Here is a 16,323-nt window from a genome sequence, read left to right on the forward strand (position 1 = left end):
TTTTTATAAACTTGGATAATTATTTCTTCTCGGGATTAGTAGGGTTTGTTGGTACGTTGGTATTTGTATTTCCAGTGTTTGTTTTGCCTGCGTTTGGATCCACAGTATCTGCTTTACCTGCGTTTGGATCCACAGTATCTGCTTTACCTGCGTTTGGATCCACAGTATTTGCTTTACCTGCGTTTGGATCTACGGTGTTTGTTTTTAGGGTGTTTGGATCCACAGTGTTTGTTTGAGTATTATTAGTTTGTGTGTTATTAGCTGGTGTAGTAGTAGTTGGAGCCGGTGCTTGAACTGATGGTTCAGTTCCTTCTATATAATACTGACCATTGATGTTTGTTAAATCATCTGGTGCAGTTAAATCTTTGACAGGCAAGTTTTTTGTAACATCTGCCATTATTAAACCCCAAACATTTGCAGAAATATTACTACCAAAACTTGGGCTCATTACAGTTTGTTTGTCATTTCCAATCCATACTGCAGCGGAATAGTATGGAGAAAGTCCACAAAACCAAAGATTTTTACTATTTGAAGTAGTACCTGTTTTACCAGCTACAGGCATACTAGATTTTGTTGCATTTGAACCAGTACCACTGCTACTAACTGGTCCTTTAAGCAAATTATACATAATATATGCAGTGTCAGCAGATATTACTCGCTTTGAGGTAGGCTGAGTATTATCTAATAAAACGGTTCCTTTGCTGTCAACTACTTTTGTATAAACTTTAGGAGTTACAAGAACACCGCCGTTTCCAAAAGTTCCGTAAGCGGAAGACATAGTTAAAGTATTACTACCATGATGTAGCTGACCAAGTGCCATGGCAGCGATACTTGTAGGATTTTTATCCTGACTATCCAAAGTTAACCCAAATTTTTGAGCATAAGTAGCTCCAGTTGTAACTCCAATCTGATCTTCAACTTTTACAGCGATAACGTTTATAGAATCTTTTATTGCTGTATAAACTGTTTGTGGCCCACTATAAGTGCCTTTGCCTGTATCATTACTTGGTTGATATGGCTTACCATCATCACCAATATACTTACTAGCAATATCAGGTGGTAGTGGTGAGTCATCAATAACGGTTCCAGCAGTTATTTCTTTAGTGTCAATTGCAGCGGCATATACGGAAAGAGGTTTGATACTTGAACCTACTGGGAAATTAAAATTAGTAGCTCTGTTGTATGATGCTGGGGGCTGAGTACCAGTACCACCAATAAGAACTTTTACTTGCCCAGTACGATAATCAGTTACAGTAGCGGAAGCTTGAGGTTCACGAAGTCCATTGCTACTAGAGGAAAAATAACCACTTGCCCATCCGTAAGATTTACTATCATTCATAATATTTTGAACTGATTCCTCCATGCCTCTATTCATGGTTGTGTATATTTTTAAACCACCATTTGTCAAAAGGTTATCTACCTGTTCATCAGTGTAGTTATATTGAGTTTTTAAATCTGTTTTAACAGCAGCTACTGCAGCAGATGAAAACCATGGATAACTGTAATATGTATTACTAGAATTACTATTTTGAGCAAAGGTAAGTTTACCTGAATTTATATCATTAATTGCATTGTTATAATCAGTATCACTTATATAGTTATTTTCTTTCATTTTATCAAGTACTGTTTTAGTTCTATTAATGTATAATGATGGATTTTTTTTAGCCGCATCTGAAAGCGGATAATACTTAGATGGGCTTTGAACAAGTCCAGCTAAAAAAGCACATTGAATGAGGTTTAAATTATTTACATCCGTGTTAAAATACTGCTGAGAAGCTGCTTCTACTCCGTTAGCCTGACCACCTAAATATATAGTATTCATATAAGCTTCTAGTATTTGATTCTTAGTAAGAGATTTCTCTAGTTGTACTGCAAGATAAGCTTCTTGAACTTTTCTTCTTATGGAAAGTCTGTTTTGAAGTGAGTCGGTCAAAAACATTCTTTGTTTAATAAGTTCTTGTGTAATTGTAGATGCACCTTGAACATTGTTTTGTCTATGAATTTTATTTAAAATATCATACACAAAAGCACCTGCAATTCTTTTGGGGTCAATTCCAGAATGACTGTAAAATCTTTCATCTTCTATGCTTACAAAGGCATGAGATAAATTTTGAGGAACAGAATTGATACTTACAACAGTTCTTTTTTGAGTTGTTAGTACATTATCCATTACTTGATTATTATCATCATACAATGTAGAAGTCTGAGCTAGATTTAATATTGTTCCATTTATATCTAAAGTTGGGGCTGTTTTTATCATTGCTAGAACAACACCTACGGTAGCTACAGAGCCTATTATTATTAAACATAATAATGTTATAAAAAATATTTTAAAGAATCTAAGTACGGGATTCTTTTTTTTCTTCTTTTTTATATTTTTTTTAGGAACTTTCTTTTTGATATTTTTGCTACTATTAGTAGTATTTGCCATAGAATAATCCTCCTTAATTATGCTTACGCCTATTAATTATAGCATAATATAATAAATTAATAAATTAGAAGAGAAGACCCAATGTATTAATAAAATATTAATAATTACACCATTTCATAATATTAATCATTTGTAATTATTATGATTTTAAAACATACCTATAGTATAAAGCAATATATGGAGATGTTAAATTGCATACAAGCACTAGAGTAAGAATAATACTTGTCCTAAGTATCATATTAATTATCTTTAATATTTTATTATACGAATTTGACAAGAGTGTAAACTCAACAATAATAACAATAGCAGAAGCGGAAGTGAAAAAAAAGACTGTATACATAATTAACAAATCAGTTCTTAATGAATATAATAATGGATTTAACTATGATAGTGTAGTAAAGGTAGAGAAGGACTCTGAGGGAAACATAATAATGCTTAAAGCTAACACCTTGGAAATGAATAAAATAGCTTGTGAAGTGGCCGTACAAGCACAAAATGAATTGGAAAAAGAAGGCAATATAGATATAGAAATACCTTTAGTTTATGCTTTTAAAAATAATGTTTTTTCTAATATAGGGCCATCAGTATCAATAAAAGCTGAACCAATAGGTAGTATCGAAGCAAAATACTCTTCACAATTTGAAAGCGCTGGTATAAATCAAACACGACATAAAATTTATATTAACATTAATACCGAAGTTAGAATAATATTACCATTAAGCAATGATACAATAAATGTCAATAGTCAGATACCTGTTGCGGAGACAATAATAATTGGAAAGGTTCCAAGTACTGCTCTAGATCTACAGATTAAAGGTGCTGGATTTAAACTTCCGGCAAACAAAAAATAACCAGCAAACTTATGCTGGTTATTTCTATATATTATTCCCAATTAAACACATAAGGTACATTTCGATAATAGTCACCATAATTTAAACCGTAACCAACTACAAAAATGTCATCTATATCAAAACAACAAAAGTCGGGTTTAATGTCAACTTTTCTTCTTTCAGGTTTGTTTAAAAGTACACAACATTTTACACTATTAGCTTTTAAGGCTTTAACATGATTAACAACAAAATTCATTGTTATGCCAGAATCAACTATATCATCAACTATAAGGACATCGTAGCCTTCAATGTTGTCAGGAATGTCATTAACAACTTTAACAACTCCAGAACTTTCTTCAGCATCACCATAACTTGAGGTTGTCATAAAACCTATTTTAGCTGGAGCATCTATAGCTCTTACTAAATCAGCTGCAAATATAAAACTTCCTCTTAATAGAGAAAGTACATAAAGTTTTTTCCCACTGTAATCTTTTGATATTTCCACACCTAATTCTTTAATTCGTTTACTTATTTCATCTTCAGTAATTAGTATATTTCTCTTTTTATCGTCCATTGTATCCTCCATATGATAACTTTTATAATATCAATATTAGCAAGTATTTCGTTATTTTTCAATTCTTTTAGAATAATTACTTAAATAAAATACACGATTTTATAGAGTTAAGATGTATTAAAGTATCGTTTATTACTATTTACACCAATGTTTTTATAGTATAATATTATATAAATAAATTGTTAACTAATAGCAAATAATATAAGGAAAATTGTACTTATTCAAAGTGTATAGAAATAAATATAGAAAAAGAGGATAAAAATTTATGATATATGGAAATATAGATGGTATCAAAAAATCAGTTTTGGAAAAATTAGAAACAATATATGAAATGAAAGTGCCAAAATACAATATAACTGACGAGACTTTAAGCGAAATTATATGTTATGTAACTGGGATAATAAATAGAGAAATAAGTGTAGCTATAGACAGAAAAGGTAAAATTATAAGTGTAACAATTGGAGACAGCAGAGCAGTTGAACTACCCCTCATTGATATAAAAGAAAAAAAGTTGTCAGGCATTAGGATAATTCACACTCATCCAAGTGGCAATTCAAAACTTTCAGTTGTAGATATTTCTGCACTAATAAAACTAAAATTAGATTCAATTGTAGCCATTGGAGTTTTAGATGGAAAATTAACAGATGTATCCGTTGGTTTTTGCAGTATATATAACAATATTTTGGTTCCAGAAACTTTAGAAAAAATTAGCATGAAGGAATTATTAAACATTGATTTGTCAGATAAAATTAAATATATTCAAGATATAATAAGCAAAGAAGATGTGGTAGAAGATGACTCTGAGAGAGCAATTATTGTAGGTATAGATAGTGAGGAAAGTCTTGAGGAACTTGCAGAACTTGCAAGGGCATGTGACGTTAAATGTGTTCATTCAGTACTTCAAAAAAGAGACAAAATAGACACTGCTCATTATATTGGAATCGGTAAAATAGAGGAAATAAATTTGATTAAACAGAGTTTATATGCCAATGTAATAATATTTGACGATGAATTAGCAGGTTCTCAGGTTAGGAACTTAGAAGATATTCTTGGAGTTAAGGTAATTGATAGAACAACATTGATACTTGAAATTTTTGCAAGAAGAGCTAGAAGTAAAGAGGCTAGAATCCAAGTAGAACTTGCGCAACTCAAATATAGACTTCCAAGGCTCATGGGGCTTGGAACTATGTTATCAAGAACTGGAGGAGGAATAGGAACAAGAGGACCTGGAGAAAAGAAATTAGAAGTAGATAAAAGACACATTAGGGAAAGAGTATATGACCTTACAAAAGAACTTGAAAAAGTAAGGAAAACTAGGGAAGTTCAAAGAGAAAAAAGAACAAATGAAAACATACCTAAAATTTCTTTAGTTGGATATACAAACGCTGGAAAATCAACACTTAGAAATGCACTTTGCAGAATTGCAGCTCCAAGAGATACTAATAAAAAAGAGAATGTTTTTGAAGCAGACATGTTATTTGCTACATTGGATGTAACTACAAGAGCTATCATATTAAAGGACAATAGAGTAGCTACGATTACTGATACTGTAGGTTTTGTAAGAAAACTTCCACATGATTTGGTTGAGGCATTTAAGTCAACTCTTGAAGAAGTGGTTTTTTCAGATTTGCTTTTACATGTAGTGGATAGTTCTAGTGAAACTGTGTTTGAACAAATAGAAGCAGTTAATGGTGTATTAACTGAATTAGATGTAAATAATAAAAAAATAATTCTTGTTTTAAACAAAATAGATAAAGCAAAACATGAGCAAATTAGAAATATAGAAGAAAAATATAAGAACTTACAAATAATTAAAATCTCTGCTAAAGAAAATATAAACTTAGAAGATTTACTAGATGAAATAACATTAGGAGTACCAAGTAAATTAAAAAAAATGAGTTATGTTATTCCTTATACAGAGCAAAATTTAGTTTCAAATTTGCACAAAAATTCAAAGATTGAGACGGAAGAATATCTAGAAGAAGGAACAAGGATAACTGCTTTTGTTGATGAAAAAATATATAACCAATATAAAAAATACATGATTTAAATTTGGAGGATTAAAATAATATGGAGAGGGGAGAGGTTGAGTTTATCCAAGTTTTCTTAACCAAAAGAAGTTTGTGGGAAAAACAATTTTACAATATCAAAAAATTTACAAAAAATTTACAGATAGGTTCAAAGCAAATAAAAATGTCTTAGCAGTCATGGTTTTTGGAAGCATGGTTTCAGGAGATCTTTGGGAAGAATCAGATATAGATCTATTCGTCATCATAAACGATGAATTAGATGATATAAGAAATATATATGTAACAGAGAACAGCATCCCTGTTCACATTAAATTATTAAGCAAGGAAAAATTGTTTTTTCATAACCATAATAGCCAAGATGGTTTCTTGCATAGGGTTTTTGCAGGTTCAAGATTAGTTTTCTCTAAGGATGCTGAAATAACTTTAAGATATGATAATGGGAGATACTATTCTGACATAGATAGAAATAGGTGGAACTTGGTTTATCTTGGCAACTATATAAAATTATTAAGTGTATGTAAAAAACATATAAATAAAGATCCTATATATACTTCATATAGTTTTATGTTAAAGTGTGCTGAGGAATATTCAAAACTTCTCGTTAATTCATCAGGATATATGATAAATAATAACGTGATAAGTATGGCTACAAATATGAGTGATGATTTTAGAGTATATTTTGATAAGATTATTTTTGAAAAGGAAAATTTAGATAAAGCCATAAAAAACATAATAGATTATATGGAAAGAAATGTAGATGGAAATATAAAAAATTTAACTTCATTTTTGCTACAATTTATGAGAGAAAAAGATTGCTTCTTAAGTGCTGAAGACATTAAAAATGACAATATGTTTAAAAATTTTAAAATTAATTTTGAAGATATATTAATAAAACTAACTAAGCTTAATCTAATCAAAAAGGAAAAAAGAGATTATAAAACCAAGGATGGCACAAATCTTATTAGAGAAAATGTGTACTATATATAGCAGTGGAAGTGATTGAGTGAAAACTTATTCTATTGAATTTTTGGAGGAAGTTCCAAAATATGTTCAGATTGCAAAACATATGAAAAAGTTAATAGATGTGGGTAAGGTTAAGGATGGAGAAAAGCTACCACCAATAAGAAAACTAGCTGATTTTCTTCATGTAAACAACGATACAATAGTAAGTGCATATAAGAAGCTTGAACAAGAGGGGTATGCAGTTCAAAAAATAGGAAGTGGAACATATGCAAAAAAGAAAGATGCTAACAGAAGGATTAAAAGGGAATATACAGAAACTTTTAAAAAAATAATGGACAAAGATTCAAATGAGTACATCGATTTTGCAGGAGAAACATCATGTGACATATTTTTTCCTATGTATAATTTTAAGGAAGTTATAAACGAAGTAATTGATAGAGATGGAGTTAATGCCTTAGTCTACCAGGAAACTTTAGGATTTGAAGGACTTAGAAGAAGTATAAGTAAATATTTTTGGCAAGGGAAAGTAGCACCAAAAGATATTTTAATTGTTACAGGTGCTCAGCAAGGTATAGATATAGCATCTAAGGCAATAATTAATGTAAATGATAATGTAATTGTTGAAAAACCAACTTATAATGGAGCACTTTTTGTTTTTAAGTGGAGAGGTGCTAATGTATTTGAAGTTCCAATAGAAGATGATGGGGTAAACTTAGAAGCTTTTGAGAAAATACTTAAAAAAAATTATATAAGATGTTTTTATACAATGAGTTATTTTCAGAATCCAACAGGAATGTCCTACAGTAGAGAAAAAAAGCTGGAGATATTGAGATTTGCAGAAAAATATGATTTTTACATAATTGAAGATGACTATCTTTCAGAATTAATATTTGATGAAAATGTGAGCTATGAGAGTTTTAAAAGTTTGGACAAAAATGACAGGGTAATTTATATAAAAAGTTTTTCAAAAATATTTTTACCAGGCATAAGGCTTGGTTACATGATAGTTCCTAAAAAGTTGAAAGAATCCATTGAAAGTTCTAAAGTTAATACAGATATATCAACTTCAAGTCTTATGCAAAGAGCTTTAGATCTATATATAATTAAAGGATATTTTAGAGAATATATTAAAAAATTAAAATCCATATATAAGGATAGATACATGATTATGGAAAATTATATAAAAGACATATTAAAAGACAAAGTGAGCTTTAAGAGCCCTGGTGGTGGGTTTAACTTTTATTTGAAAATTTCAGACTATGTGAAGATAAACTCTGATGAATTGTTTTATAAATGCAAAAATGAAAAAATATTAATTTCACCAGGGGTGTTATTTTATAGAAACAATGATGATGGCTTAAGATATTTTAGAATAGGATATTCACAGACTGATGACTTTAAGATAAAAAATGGAATTGAAAAAATAAATAAAATTTTGGAGTAGAAGTGGTGTAAATGATAAACGGATTAGTGGATTATAATTGGGATGACATAGAGAATTATGATGATAGTCAAATATCGTATTTTCTATTTTTAGAGGGTAAATCCATAGATGTAATAAGTAAAATTAGAAACATTTCAAGAGAAGCAGTTCAAAAACATATTATTGATGGAAAGATAAAATACAGATTTCTAGCTAAGAGTAAAAATTCTGAAGAACTTTTAATAAGCATATCAAAAGCAGGAAAAAGTGATAAGCAACTTTTATTGAACAATTTAGATGAAAAAAACCTGGAAGCCTTAATTCAATATATAAAAAATAATTATGTAGAGATGCATGCAAAAGATAAGGAAACTGCTATTTGGCTAGTAGGGGAACTTAAGGACATTACTTGCAAAGACATATTAATAAGAGCTTCCGTGCATAAACTTGTCAATGTTAGAAGAATGGCAGTGTCTGCCATGGGTAAAATAAATGACAAAATTTTTGAAAATGCACTTAAGAGAGCTTTAGAGGATGAAAATCCGCAGGTTATAGCATATGCTTTAAAGTCACTAATAAAAATGGAGAATTCAGTTGCAAGGGATAAGGTTAAAAAGTTATTAGCTATTTCTAATAAAGAGTATATAAAAAAACTATGTGAAGAATATTTAAATATGGCTGAAACCGGAGAAAAAATATGAGTTATTATACAGTAAAAGATGAGGTTAGTTTTGAATTTGAAGAAAAAAAATCTATTTTTATAAGCAATGTAAAAAGAGTTACTAGCGAAGAAGAAGCAAAAGAGTTTGTTTCTAAAATTAAAAATAAGTATAAGGATGCTCGACACAATGTTTTTGCATATGTTATAGGAAAAAATATGAATATTCAAAGATATAGTGATGATGGTGAACCTCAAGGAACAGCAGGTATTCCAACTTTAGATGTTATTAAAAATAAAAAGATAACAGACGTTGCAGTAGTAGTTACAAGATATTTTGGGGGCATATTATTAGGAACAGGTGGACTTGCAAGAGCATATTCAAAAGCGGCATCTGAGGTTATAAACAAAGGCAATATTGTACTCAAGGTACTCGGTAAGCAGCTTTCTATAAATATTAGTTATGATTTTTTAGGAAAACTTCAATATGCTTTTGAGCAAAAAAAGTTGTATATTGATAATATAGAATACACGGATAAGGTTATTATTATTGCAAAATTTGAAACCGAAAATCTTGAAGAAGTTAAAAACGATATAATGGAATTAACTTCAGGAAATTGTTCTTTTTCAGAAGAAGATGAAAGATATTATTTTAAGATGGAAAATAAGCTGTTCTAATGCATATACATTAATATAAGGGTAATAAAGATAACAAAAAAATTTGAATGTAAAATATTATATGTGATATAATGTTTTAGGCACTTTATAAAGAAATTTTAAATAAAAAAATTGAGTTTTTATTTATATAAAACATAATGTTAGGAGGAGTTTTTATGTCAGGACATTCAAAATGGCATAATATTCAAGCAAAAAAAGGTAAAGCAGATGCAAAAAGAGGAAAGATATTTACTAAAATAGGTAAAGAAATAGCTGTTGCAGCAAAAAATGGATCAAGTCCAGAATCTAATGCTAAACTTAGGGATGTAATTGCGAAAGCTAAAGCAAGTAATATGCCTCAAGATACAATAACAAGAGCAATAAAAAAAGGTGCAGGAGAGCTTGAGGGAGTAAACTTTGAAGAACTAGTTTATGAAGGTTATGGCCCAGCAGGGGTGGCTGTGATAGTAAATACATTAACAGACAATAAGAACAGAAGTGCAGCAAATGTTAGGTACATATTTGATAGAAATGGTGGAAACCTAGGAGCAAATGGATGTGTTTCTTTTATGTTCCAAAGAAAAGGCCAAATTGTAATTGAGAAAAAAGATGGCATTGATGAAGACGAAGTTATGATGGCAGCATTAGATGCTGGTGCAGAAGACTTTAATGCTGAAGAAGAAGTATTTGAAATAATAACATCAGTTGAAGAGTTTGGAACTGTAAGAGAAGCTCTTGAAAAGTCTGGTTATGAATTTATATCTGCAGAACTTACAATGATTCCAGACACATTAACTACTTTAAACATGGAAGATGCTGAAAAAGTTCAAAAACTTATAGACAAACTTGAAGACGATGAAGATGTTCAAGACGTTTACCACAATGCTGAATTCCCAGAAGAATGGGAAGGCTAGGGTGTTTGAGGCACTTTTGAATAGTTGAAATACCAAAGACTATAGAAAACTCAATAAAAATCATAGTCAATTATTAAGGAATACTAAACACCTCATTTTTGTAAGGTATATTATTAATCTTTACAAAGGTGCGGTGTTTTGTTTTGCAATTAAATGATGCAATAAAAGAATGTATCTATTGCTATTTATTATCCATAGATATATAATGTCAAGAGATATACAATAGAAAGGAGAAATAAAAATGCAGGTTACAAATGGTGTAGAACAAGCAATATATGTGATTGCTGTATTAGCTAGACAAACTGATAATGAGCCATTGAAAAGTCATGTGTTAAGTAAAATTTTAGATGTCTCTGATTCATATTTAAGAAAAATCATTCGAAAATTGGTCATTGCAAAAATTTTAAAATCTAGTGCAAGCAAAACAGGTGGAATATCCTTAAATATGAGTATAAATGAAATTACATTCTTGGATATTTTTGAAGCTATTGGAGGAAATTCATCCTTTTTAAAACTCAATAGTCTTGGAGATAAAGTAATAATAAAGAACTTGGAATATTTTAACAATGATTCAGATAAAGTAGTTTGTGTTTTTAAGGAAGCAGAAAATCAATATAAAAAAGTGCTAAGTACATTTACAATTGCTGATTTACTTGCCTATGAGCTTGAAAATCTACCATCTATTGATTGGAACCTAATGATATAATATATAAAAACTGTGAATTAAAGTATTTTAGCAATTAGAAATTTTAGATAATTGTATTGGAGGAAATCCATGTGTGGGAAATATTAATAATTTTATTAATAATGTTTAAAGGTTTAAAATCAAAGGAAGTTGGTATAAAAACATTTATAGCCTTACCTATAATTATGCTTTATGAATTCTATGATAATTTTAAAGTTGGTACAATTCAAGCAACCGAAATTTCTGAATTAATTGTTCTTGCAGTAATAGCAGTAATAGCTGGAATAATACTAGGAAATATGAAGTTGATAGAAGTTGATAAAGGTAAATATTACATAAGACATACTTACAAATATATAGTTAGTTGGATAGTGATAATACTAATAAGAATTTTGGTATCGAAATTTGTTTTTAAATCAAGTATTGAAAATTTCAATTGGATTTCATGGGCATATTTTTTAGTATATTATACAACGAGAAGTATTACCATGGTATTAAGATATCCAGAAGTATTAAGCAACCTTATAATAAATAGAGAAAATATAAAATAATTAAAGTCTGATAATTATTTTGTATTTTAATTATGAAAAATGTTATGATTACATATATAAATATAGTTAAATTATTTTTCATAGTTAATTTGGGGACAATATCCATGTCTTAACCGCGGTTTGCTATTAAATATAACACTCTCGCATATAGATGTAAAAATCTTTATATGGAGGTGTTGTTTTTTTATATTAAAAATAAAAAATTCTATATAGGAGATGAAAAAATGGCTAGATTATATGGTGAAGAAATTATGTTAAGGGAATATAAAAGAGAAGATTTGGATGCAATAAGGGAATGGTGCAATAATCCTAATGTTACTAGAAACTTGTCGGATATTTTTTTATTTACGCACTCATTAATACAAACAGAAAAATTCTTAAATTTAATGTTAGATGGGGAAAAAGAAAATTATAAAGGCTTTGTGATCGCTGATATTAATACAGAAGAATATATTGGGCAAGTAGATTTAATTAAAATAGATTGGAAAAACCGAGTAGCAAGGATGGGAATAGTAATTAGAGAAGAAAAGCAAGGAAAAGGGTATGGATTTAGGGCTATAAAGATGTTACAAGACTTTGTATTTAATACTTTGAATTTAAATAAACTTGAATTAGATTTACATGATTATAATGTAAGGGCGTATAATTGTTATGTGAAATGTGGATTTAAAGAAGAGGGGAGATTAAGGCAAAATTTTTATATAAATGGGAAGTATACCGATACGATAAATATGGGTATTTTGCGAAGTGAATATGGAGAAATAATTAAAATCTAAGCTATGTCCTTATTATTGATATGGTTTGAATTTTTTATTTTACCAAAAACCCAGAATCTATATCCTAAAAAATTAACAATTTGAGCAAGTACCATTGAAATTATTTTAGCAAGAAAAGAATTCATAGAATTATCTTTCATTAAAATACTTAAGCCTATTAAGCTTACTCCAAGAGAAGCTGCATTAACGGCAACAAATTGAAAAAGCTCATTTGTTGTTTTCTTATTAGTCCTAGTGTCATTAAAAGTCCAAAATCTGTTACAAAGATAACTATTTAAAGTACCACTAGAATAGGATACTATTTGACTTATAACATAGTTAATACCAAATAAACTGTTTAGTAATGAAAATACACCAAAGTCAAACATAGTGTTTAAACATCCTACGCATCCAAATCTTATAATATGTTTGAATTTTTCATTATCGATAAAACCATTATAAATATTTTTAATTGTAAGCATATATTACCCACCTCTGATTATAATTTATTTATCCATTCTATATTCAAATAATAACAATAAAATGTGGAATAATTATGTTAAATTCATGTGATTTTATTTAATTTTAAGATATAAAATGGTAGCGATTTTTTATTGAACTTGAGCTAAATTATACTTTTATGCTAATTAGTGATAAGATTATAAGTGAAACGAGGTGTAAAAAATGATATTTTATCATTTCTCAGATGAAAAATGTAGTAAGCTAATTCCAAAAATATCCTCCAAAAGACATGAAGGTGAAGGTGAAAACAAAGGTAAAAAAATAACACTTTTGACTACTAATCCTAGCATGTTTTTTGATAATGACAATGGCGGAAATTTTTTCAAGTACAGATATGTTGTAAGGCTTGATAAAAATGATCCGTATCTACGTGCGGATGACAAATTTAATAATATGCTAGAAGGATATAATAAAACTGTTGGTTCAAAGGGTGGAACTTTCAAGTGGTTCTTTTATTATAATCCAATTGATTATGTATCTATATCCGAATGGAATGACAAGTTATGCAAGTTTTAATAAGCTGCACAGTGAAGTGAATTAATTATCATATATATTTAAGCCAAAAGAAAGATTTCAAAAGTTATGCTTTTGAGATGCTCTCTTTTACTTAAGATATGAATTTATTCTTCAAACATTTCTAAAAAGTGTTTCACAGCACTGGTTATATAATGATTATTCATCCAAACAATAAAAGTTTTTGTAATCAGATTTGGATTTGTGATTTCCTTATACAGCAAGTTTTTATTGGATGCAAGAATAATAGCTGATTTTGGAACAATAGCTACTCCCATTCCAGTATCGGCCCAGGTAAGCATTGAACGCACATCATCACTTTCACAAAATACCGTAGGAGTAAAATCAAGTGCACTACAGGCATCGGTTATTATATTTTTTAATTTTAGATGAAGTACTAATGGTAAATTATTAAGGCTACTTAGAGGAATTGTTTCTTCTAAGAAGGAAGAAGTAAAATTATCAGCATAAGCTGCTACCATAGGCTCATCATATAAGTGCTTAAACTCAAAGTTTTTTAAATCAAAGAATTTATGAAGAAGGTTATTTGAATCATAGTATGCATTTATTATTCCAATTTGGATAATGCCATTACTAAGAAGCTCAAGTATTGCAGAATTATTTCTTTCTCTTATTTGAAAATTTATTTTAGGATAGATTTTGTGAAAATTAGTGGTTTTTTCATATAATATAGAGGACGCAGAAGCAGTAGTACCTATAGATAAAGTACCCTCAATGCCTTCATTAAAATCTTTTAGTTCTTTTTCTGTTGTTTCAACGAATTCAATTATCTGCTCACCCCTGTTAAATAAAAAGTTGCCAGCATCAGTTAACTTAACTTTTCTTGTAGTTCTTTCAACTAGTTTAACACCAAGTTCTTCTTCTAAAAGTTTTAATTGATAGCTAAGTGGGGGTTGTGCTATGTGAAGCTTTTTTGAAGCTTTGGTTAAATTGCCTTCTTTTCCTATAGCTAAAAAGTATTTAAGTTGTCTTAAGTCCAACAAAATCATCCTTTCTTTTATTTATATAAATTTTATATAGATAGTATACATTATAAGTATTTCTCTTATAAGTCATCTTTTGATATACTAACATATTATAAATAGATAATCAATTAGCAATAATTAAGTCCGTATTATTTCATAAAGAGCTATGAGAAAATATTCCTTTAATAAAAGTGTTGCAATTATTTATTCAATTATTTTAAGGGGTGTTTTTTTATTGCTTTTAATTATTGATTTTTACAAAATGTTATCTAAATAAAAATTGTTAAGTAAAGAAAGGAAGTATTATATTGAAAAGTGACAATTATAAGTGGATGGCTCTTTCTTGCACTTCTCTTGGTGCATTAATGGCTGTATTAAACGGAACATCGTTAACTATTGCTCTTCCAGATGTTATGAAAGGACTTAATGCTAGTCTTAGTATAATAACATGGGTATTGATGGGATATATGCTAGCTATGACAATTCTAGTACCCTCAATAGGAAGGGTTGCTGACATGTTTGGACGAAAAAAATTATATGTAAGTGGATTTGCTATATTTACATTAGCATCTATATTGTGTTCGATTTCTCAAAATGGAGTGCAACTTTTAATATTTAGAATTTTACAATCCATTGGAGGATCTCTTTTAGTAGCAAACAGTACCGCAATTGTAACAGATGCTTTCCATAAAAGAGAACTTGGAAAGGCACTTGGAATAAATGGAATGGTAATAAGTGTTGCTGCTGTTATAGGACCTATACTTGGTGGATTTCTAGTTACTTTTGGTGGTTGGAGAAGCATTTTTTATATAAATATACCTATAGGGGTTATAGGAACTATATGGGCAGCAACACAACTTAAAGAAACAATGAAAATAACGGAAAAACAGAGGTTTGACTTTATTGGAACAATAGTATTTTCAATTGGAATGTTGTCACTTCTTGTTGGACTTACTATAGGAGCATTTAAAAGTTGGACGGATCCAATGGTAATAGTTCTTTTCGTTGTTGCAGTAATATTAATAACATTATTTGTATACATTGAAAATAAGACTGAGCAGCCAATGATGGATTTAAGATTGTTTAAAGTGAAAATAATCGCATTTGCATATGCTAGTACTTTACTTAATGGTATAGCTAGAGGAGCTGTAACACTACTACTTACATTCTTTTTCCAAGGAATTAAAGGAATAGATCCTCTTAGGGCAGGATTTTTATTGGCCCCTTTTGCTGTGTCTATGATGATAATGTCACCAATAAGTGGATATTTATCAGATAAACATGGTGCTAGAGTTTTAAGTACATTAGGACTTGTTATATCATCTGTTGGATTGCTTGGCATGATGACTATATCATCAAATACATCAATTTTTGAACTTGTAGTGTTAATGCTTATAATGGGTGCTGGATCCGGACTTTTCTTTACTCCCAATACAAGTTCAGTTATGAACAATGTACCAGCAGATAAAAGAGGTATTGCAGCTGGTGTTAGGACCATGATGAATAATGGCGGTAATGTATTAAGTATTGCAATTTCAATGGCAATAATTGCATCTAGTATATCGCCTAAGGCTATGCAGGCTTTATTTGTAGGAACTCAAGTTGGATCGCAAGGTATTGCAATAAATCAGTTTATACATGGACTAAGAATAGCATTTACTATTTCTCTAATTTGTAGTTTAGCAGCTGCGGTTATGTCGTATATGAGAGGATCACAACCTGATTGGTCTGAAGATAAAATTGTGAAAGAAAAAAAAGCAGCAATATAATAGATTATGGTGTTACTGAAGATTTTGTTTGGTAGCACCATTTTAATTTGTTTTTTTATCGA

General features: G+C 29.4%; 16 protein-coding genes. 12 read left to right on the forward strand and 4 right to left on the reverse strand.

Annotated elements, in window-relative coordinates:
- Positions 1-19: 19 nt before the first annotated feature.
- Positions 20-2,431: a transglycosylase domain-containing protein gene (locus tag B8978_RS05785; protein ID WP_084114654.1), complete on the reverse strand. Its 2,412-nt coding sequence runs from the start codon at positions 2,429-2,431 to the stop codon at positions 20-22.
- Between the two features lie 191 nt (positions 2,432-2,622).
- Here B8978_RS05785 and yunB point away from each other — a divergent pair, with 191 nt between their 5' ends.
- Positions 2,623-3,282, forward strand: coding sequence for a sporulation protein YunB (gene yunB, locus B8978_RS05790; protein WP_084114656.1), 660 nt, complete (start codon positions 2,623-2,625; stop codon positions 3,280-3,282).
- Between the two features lie 31 nt (positions 3,283-3,313).
- Here the strand turns inward: yunB and hpt are convergent, their stop codons facing one another.
- Positions 3,314-3,835, reverse strand: coding sequence for a hypoxanthine phosphoribosyltransferase (hpt, locus tag B8978_RS05795; RefSeq protein WP_084114658.1), 522 nt, complete (start codon positions 3,833-3,835; stop codon positions 3,314-3,316).
- A 265-nt stretch (positions 3,836-4,100) separates the two neighbouring features.
- Between hpt and hflX the strand changes: the two genes are divergently transcribed.
- From hflX to B8978_RS05840, 9 genes are all read left to right on the forward strand, one after another.
- Complete coding sequence (hflX, locus tag B8978_RS05800; protein ID WP_084114660.1) at positions 4,101-5,885, forward strand: GTPase HflX; 1,785 nt, start codon at positions 4,101-4,103, stop codon at positions 5,883-5,885.
- A 73-nt stretch (positions 5,886-5,958) separates the two neighbouring features.
- On the forward strand, positions 5,959-6,852 hold the full coding sequence (locus B8978_RS05805; protein ID WP_084114662.1) for a nucleotidyltransferase domain-containing protein: 894 nt from the start codon (positions 5,959-5,961) through the stop codon (positions 6,850-6,852).
- 16 nt (positions 6,853-6,868) lie between these two features.
- Positions 6,869-8,272 (forward strand): MocR-like pyridoxine biosynthesis transcription factor PdxR, encoded by a 1,404-nt coding sequence (pdxR, locus tag B8978_RS05810; protein WP_084114664.1) that lies wholly within the window; start codon positions 6,869-6,871, stop codon positions 8,270-8,272.
- An 11-nt stretch (positions 8,273-8,283) separates the two neighbouring features.
- Positions 8,284-8,952, forward strand: coding sequence for a HEAT repeat domain-containing protein (locus B8978_RS05815; RefSeq protein WP_084114666.1), 669 nt, complete (start codon positions 8,284-8,286; stop codon positions 8,950-8,952).
- Positions 8,949-9,587: a YigZ family protein gene (locus B8978_RS05820; RefSeq protein WP_084114668.1), complete on the forward strand. Its 639-nt coding sequence runs from the start codon at positions 8,949-8,951 to the stop codon at positions 9,585-9,587. Before B8978_RS05815 ends, B8978_RS05820 begins: the two co-directional genes overlap by 4 nt.
- Before the next feature lie 155 nt (positions 9,588-9,742).
- On the forward strand, positions 9,743-10,480 hold the full coding sequence (locus B8978_RS05825) for a YebC/PmpR family DNA-binding transcriptional regulator (RefSeq protein ID WP_084114670.1): 738 nt from the start codon (positions 9,743-9,745) through the stop codon (positions 10,478-10,480).
- Positions 10,481-10,721: 241 nt separating this feature from the next.
- On the forward strand, positions 10,722-11,186 hold the full coding sequence (locus tag B8978_RS05830; protein ID WP_084114672.1) for an RrF2 family transcriptional regulator: 465 nt from the start codon (positions 10,722-10,724) through the stop codon (positions 11,184-11,186).
- A 71-nt stretch (positions 11,187-11,257) separates the two neighbouring features.
- Positions 11,258-11,716 carry a hypothetical protein gene (locus tag B8978_RS05835; protein ID WP_084114674.1) on the forward strand — a complete coding sequence of 153 codons (459 nt, stop codon included), beginning with the start codon at positions 11,258-11,260 and terminating at the stop codon, positions 11,714-11,716.
- 224 nt (positions 11,717-11,940) lie between these two features.
- On the forward strand, positions 11,941-12,492 hold the full coding sequence (locus B8978_RS05840; protein WP_084114676.1) for a GNAT family N-acetyltransferase: 552 nt from the start codon (positions 11,941-11,943) through the stop codon (positions 12,490-12,492).
- On the opposite strand, the gene B8978_RS05845 is transcribed toward B8978_RS05840, so the two are convergent.
- Complete coding sequence (locus tag B8978_RS05845) at positions 12,489-12,953, reverse strand: GtrA family protein (RefSeq protein ID WP_084114678.1); 465 nt, start codon at positions 12,951-12,953, stop codon at positions 12,489-12,491. The genes B8978_RS05840 and B8978_RS05845 overlap by 4 nt on opposite strands.
- 202 nt (positions 12,954-13,155) lie before the next feature.
- Here B8978_RS05845 and B8978_RS05850 point away from each other — a divergent pair, with 202 nt between their 5' ends.
- On the forward strand, positions 13,156-13,509 hold the full coding sequence (locus tag B8978_RS05850; RefSeq protein ID WP_084114680.1) for a hypothetical protein: 354 nt from the start codon (positions 13,156-13,158) through the stop codon (positions 13,507-13,509).
- A 104-nt stretch (positions 13,510-13,613) separates the two neighbouring features.
- On the opposite strand, the gene B8978_RS05855 is transcribed toward B8978_RS05850, so the two are convergent.
- Positions 13,614-14,507 (reverse strand): LysR family transcriptional regulator, encoded by an 894-nt coding sequence (locus tag B8978_RS05855; RefSeq protein ID WP_084114682.1) that lies wholly within the window; start codon positions 14,505-14,507, stop codon positions 13,614-13,616.
- A 293-nt stretch (positions 14,508-14,800) separates the two neighbouring features.
- Between B8978_RS05855 and B8978_RS05860 the strand changes: the two genes are divergently transcribed.
- Entirely contained in the window at positions 14,801-16,261 is a 1,461-nt protein-coding gene (locus B8978_RS05860; protein ID WP_084114684.1) for an MFS transporter, read from the forward strand.
- Positions 16,262-16,323: the final 62 nt, after the last annotated feature.

The sequence above is a fragment of the Clostridium acidisoli DSM 12555 genome (genome assembly GCF_900176305.1).
Taxonomy (GTDB): Bacteria; Bacillota; Clostridia; order Clostridiales; family Clostridiaceae; genus Clostridium_I; species Clostridium_I acidisoli.

Excerpts from the sequence above, each read along its gene's own strand:
- B8978_RS05840 (WP_084114676.1), top strand. The coding sequence starts at position 11,941 with ATGGCTAGATTATATGGTGAAGAAATTATGTTAAGGGAATATAAAAGA.
- B8978_RS05845 (WP_084114678.1), bottom strand. The coding sequence starts at position 12,953 with ATGCTTACAATTAAAAATATTTATAATGGTTTTATCGATAATGAAAAA.
- B8978_RS05820 (WP_084114668.1), top strand. The coding sequence starts at position 8,949 with ATGAGTTATTATACAGTAAAAGATGAGGTTAGTTTTGAATTTGAAGAA.
- B8978_RS05825 (WP_084114670.1), top strand. The coding sequence starts at position 9,743 with ATGTCAGGACATTCAAAATGGCATAATATTCAAGCAAAAAAAGGTAAA.
- B8978_RS05830 (WP_084114672.1), top strand. The coding sequence starts at position 10,722 with ATGCAGGTTACAAATGGTGTAGAACAAGCAATATATGTGATTGCTGTA.
- B8978_RS05850 (WP_084114680.1), top strand. The coding sequence starts at position 13,156 with ATGATATTTTATCATTTCTCAGATGAAAAATGTAGTAAGCTAATTCCA.
- hflX (WP_084114660.1), top strand. The coding sequence starts at position 4,101 with ATGATATATGGAAATATAGATGGTATCAAAAAATCAGTTTTGGAAAAA.
- B8978_RS05815 (WP_084114666.1), top strand. The coding sequence starts at position 8,284 with ATGATAAACGGATTAGTGGATTATAATTGGGATGACATAGAGAATTAT.
- B8978_RS05785 (WP_084114654.1), bottom strand. The coding sequence starts at position 2,431 with ATGGCAAATACTACTAATAGTAGCAAAAATATCAAAAAGAAAGTTCCT.
- hpt (WP_084114658.1), bottom strand. The coding sequence starts at position 3,835 with ATGGACGATAAAAAGAGAAATATACTAATTACTGAAGATGAAATAAGT.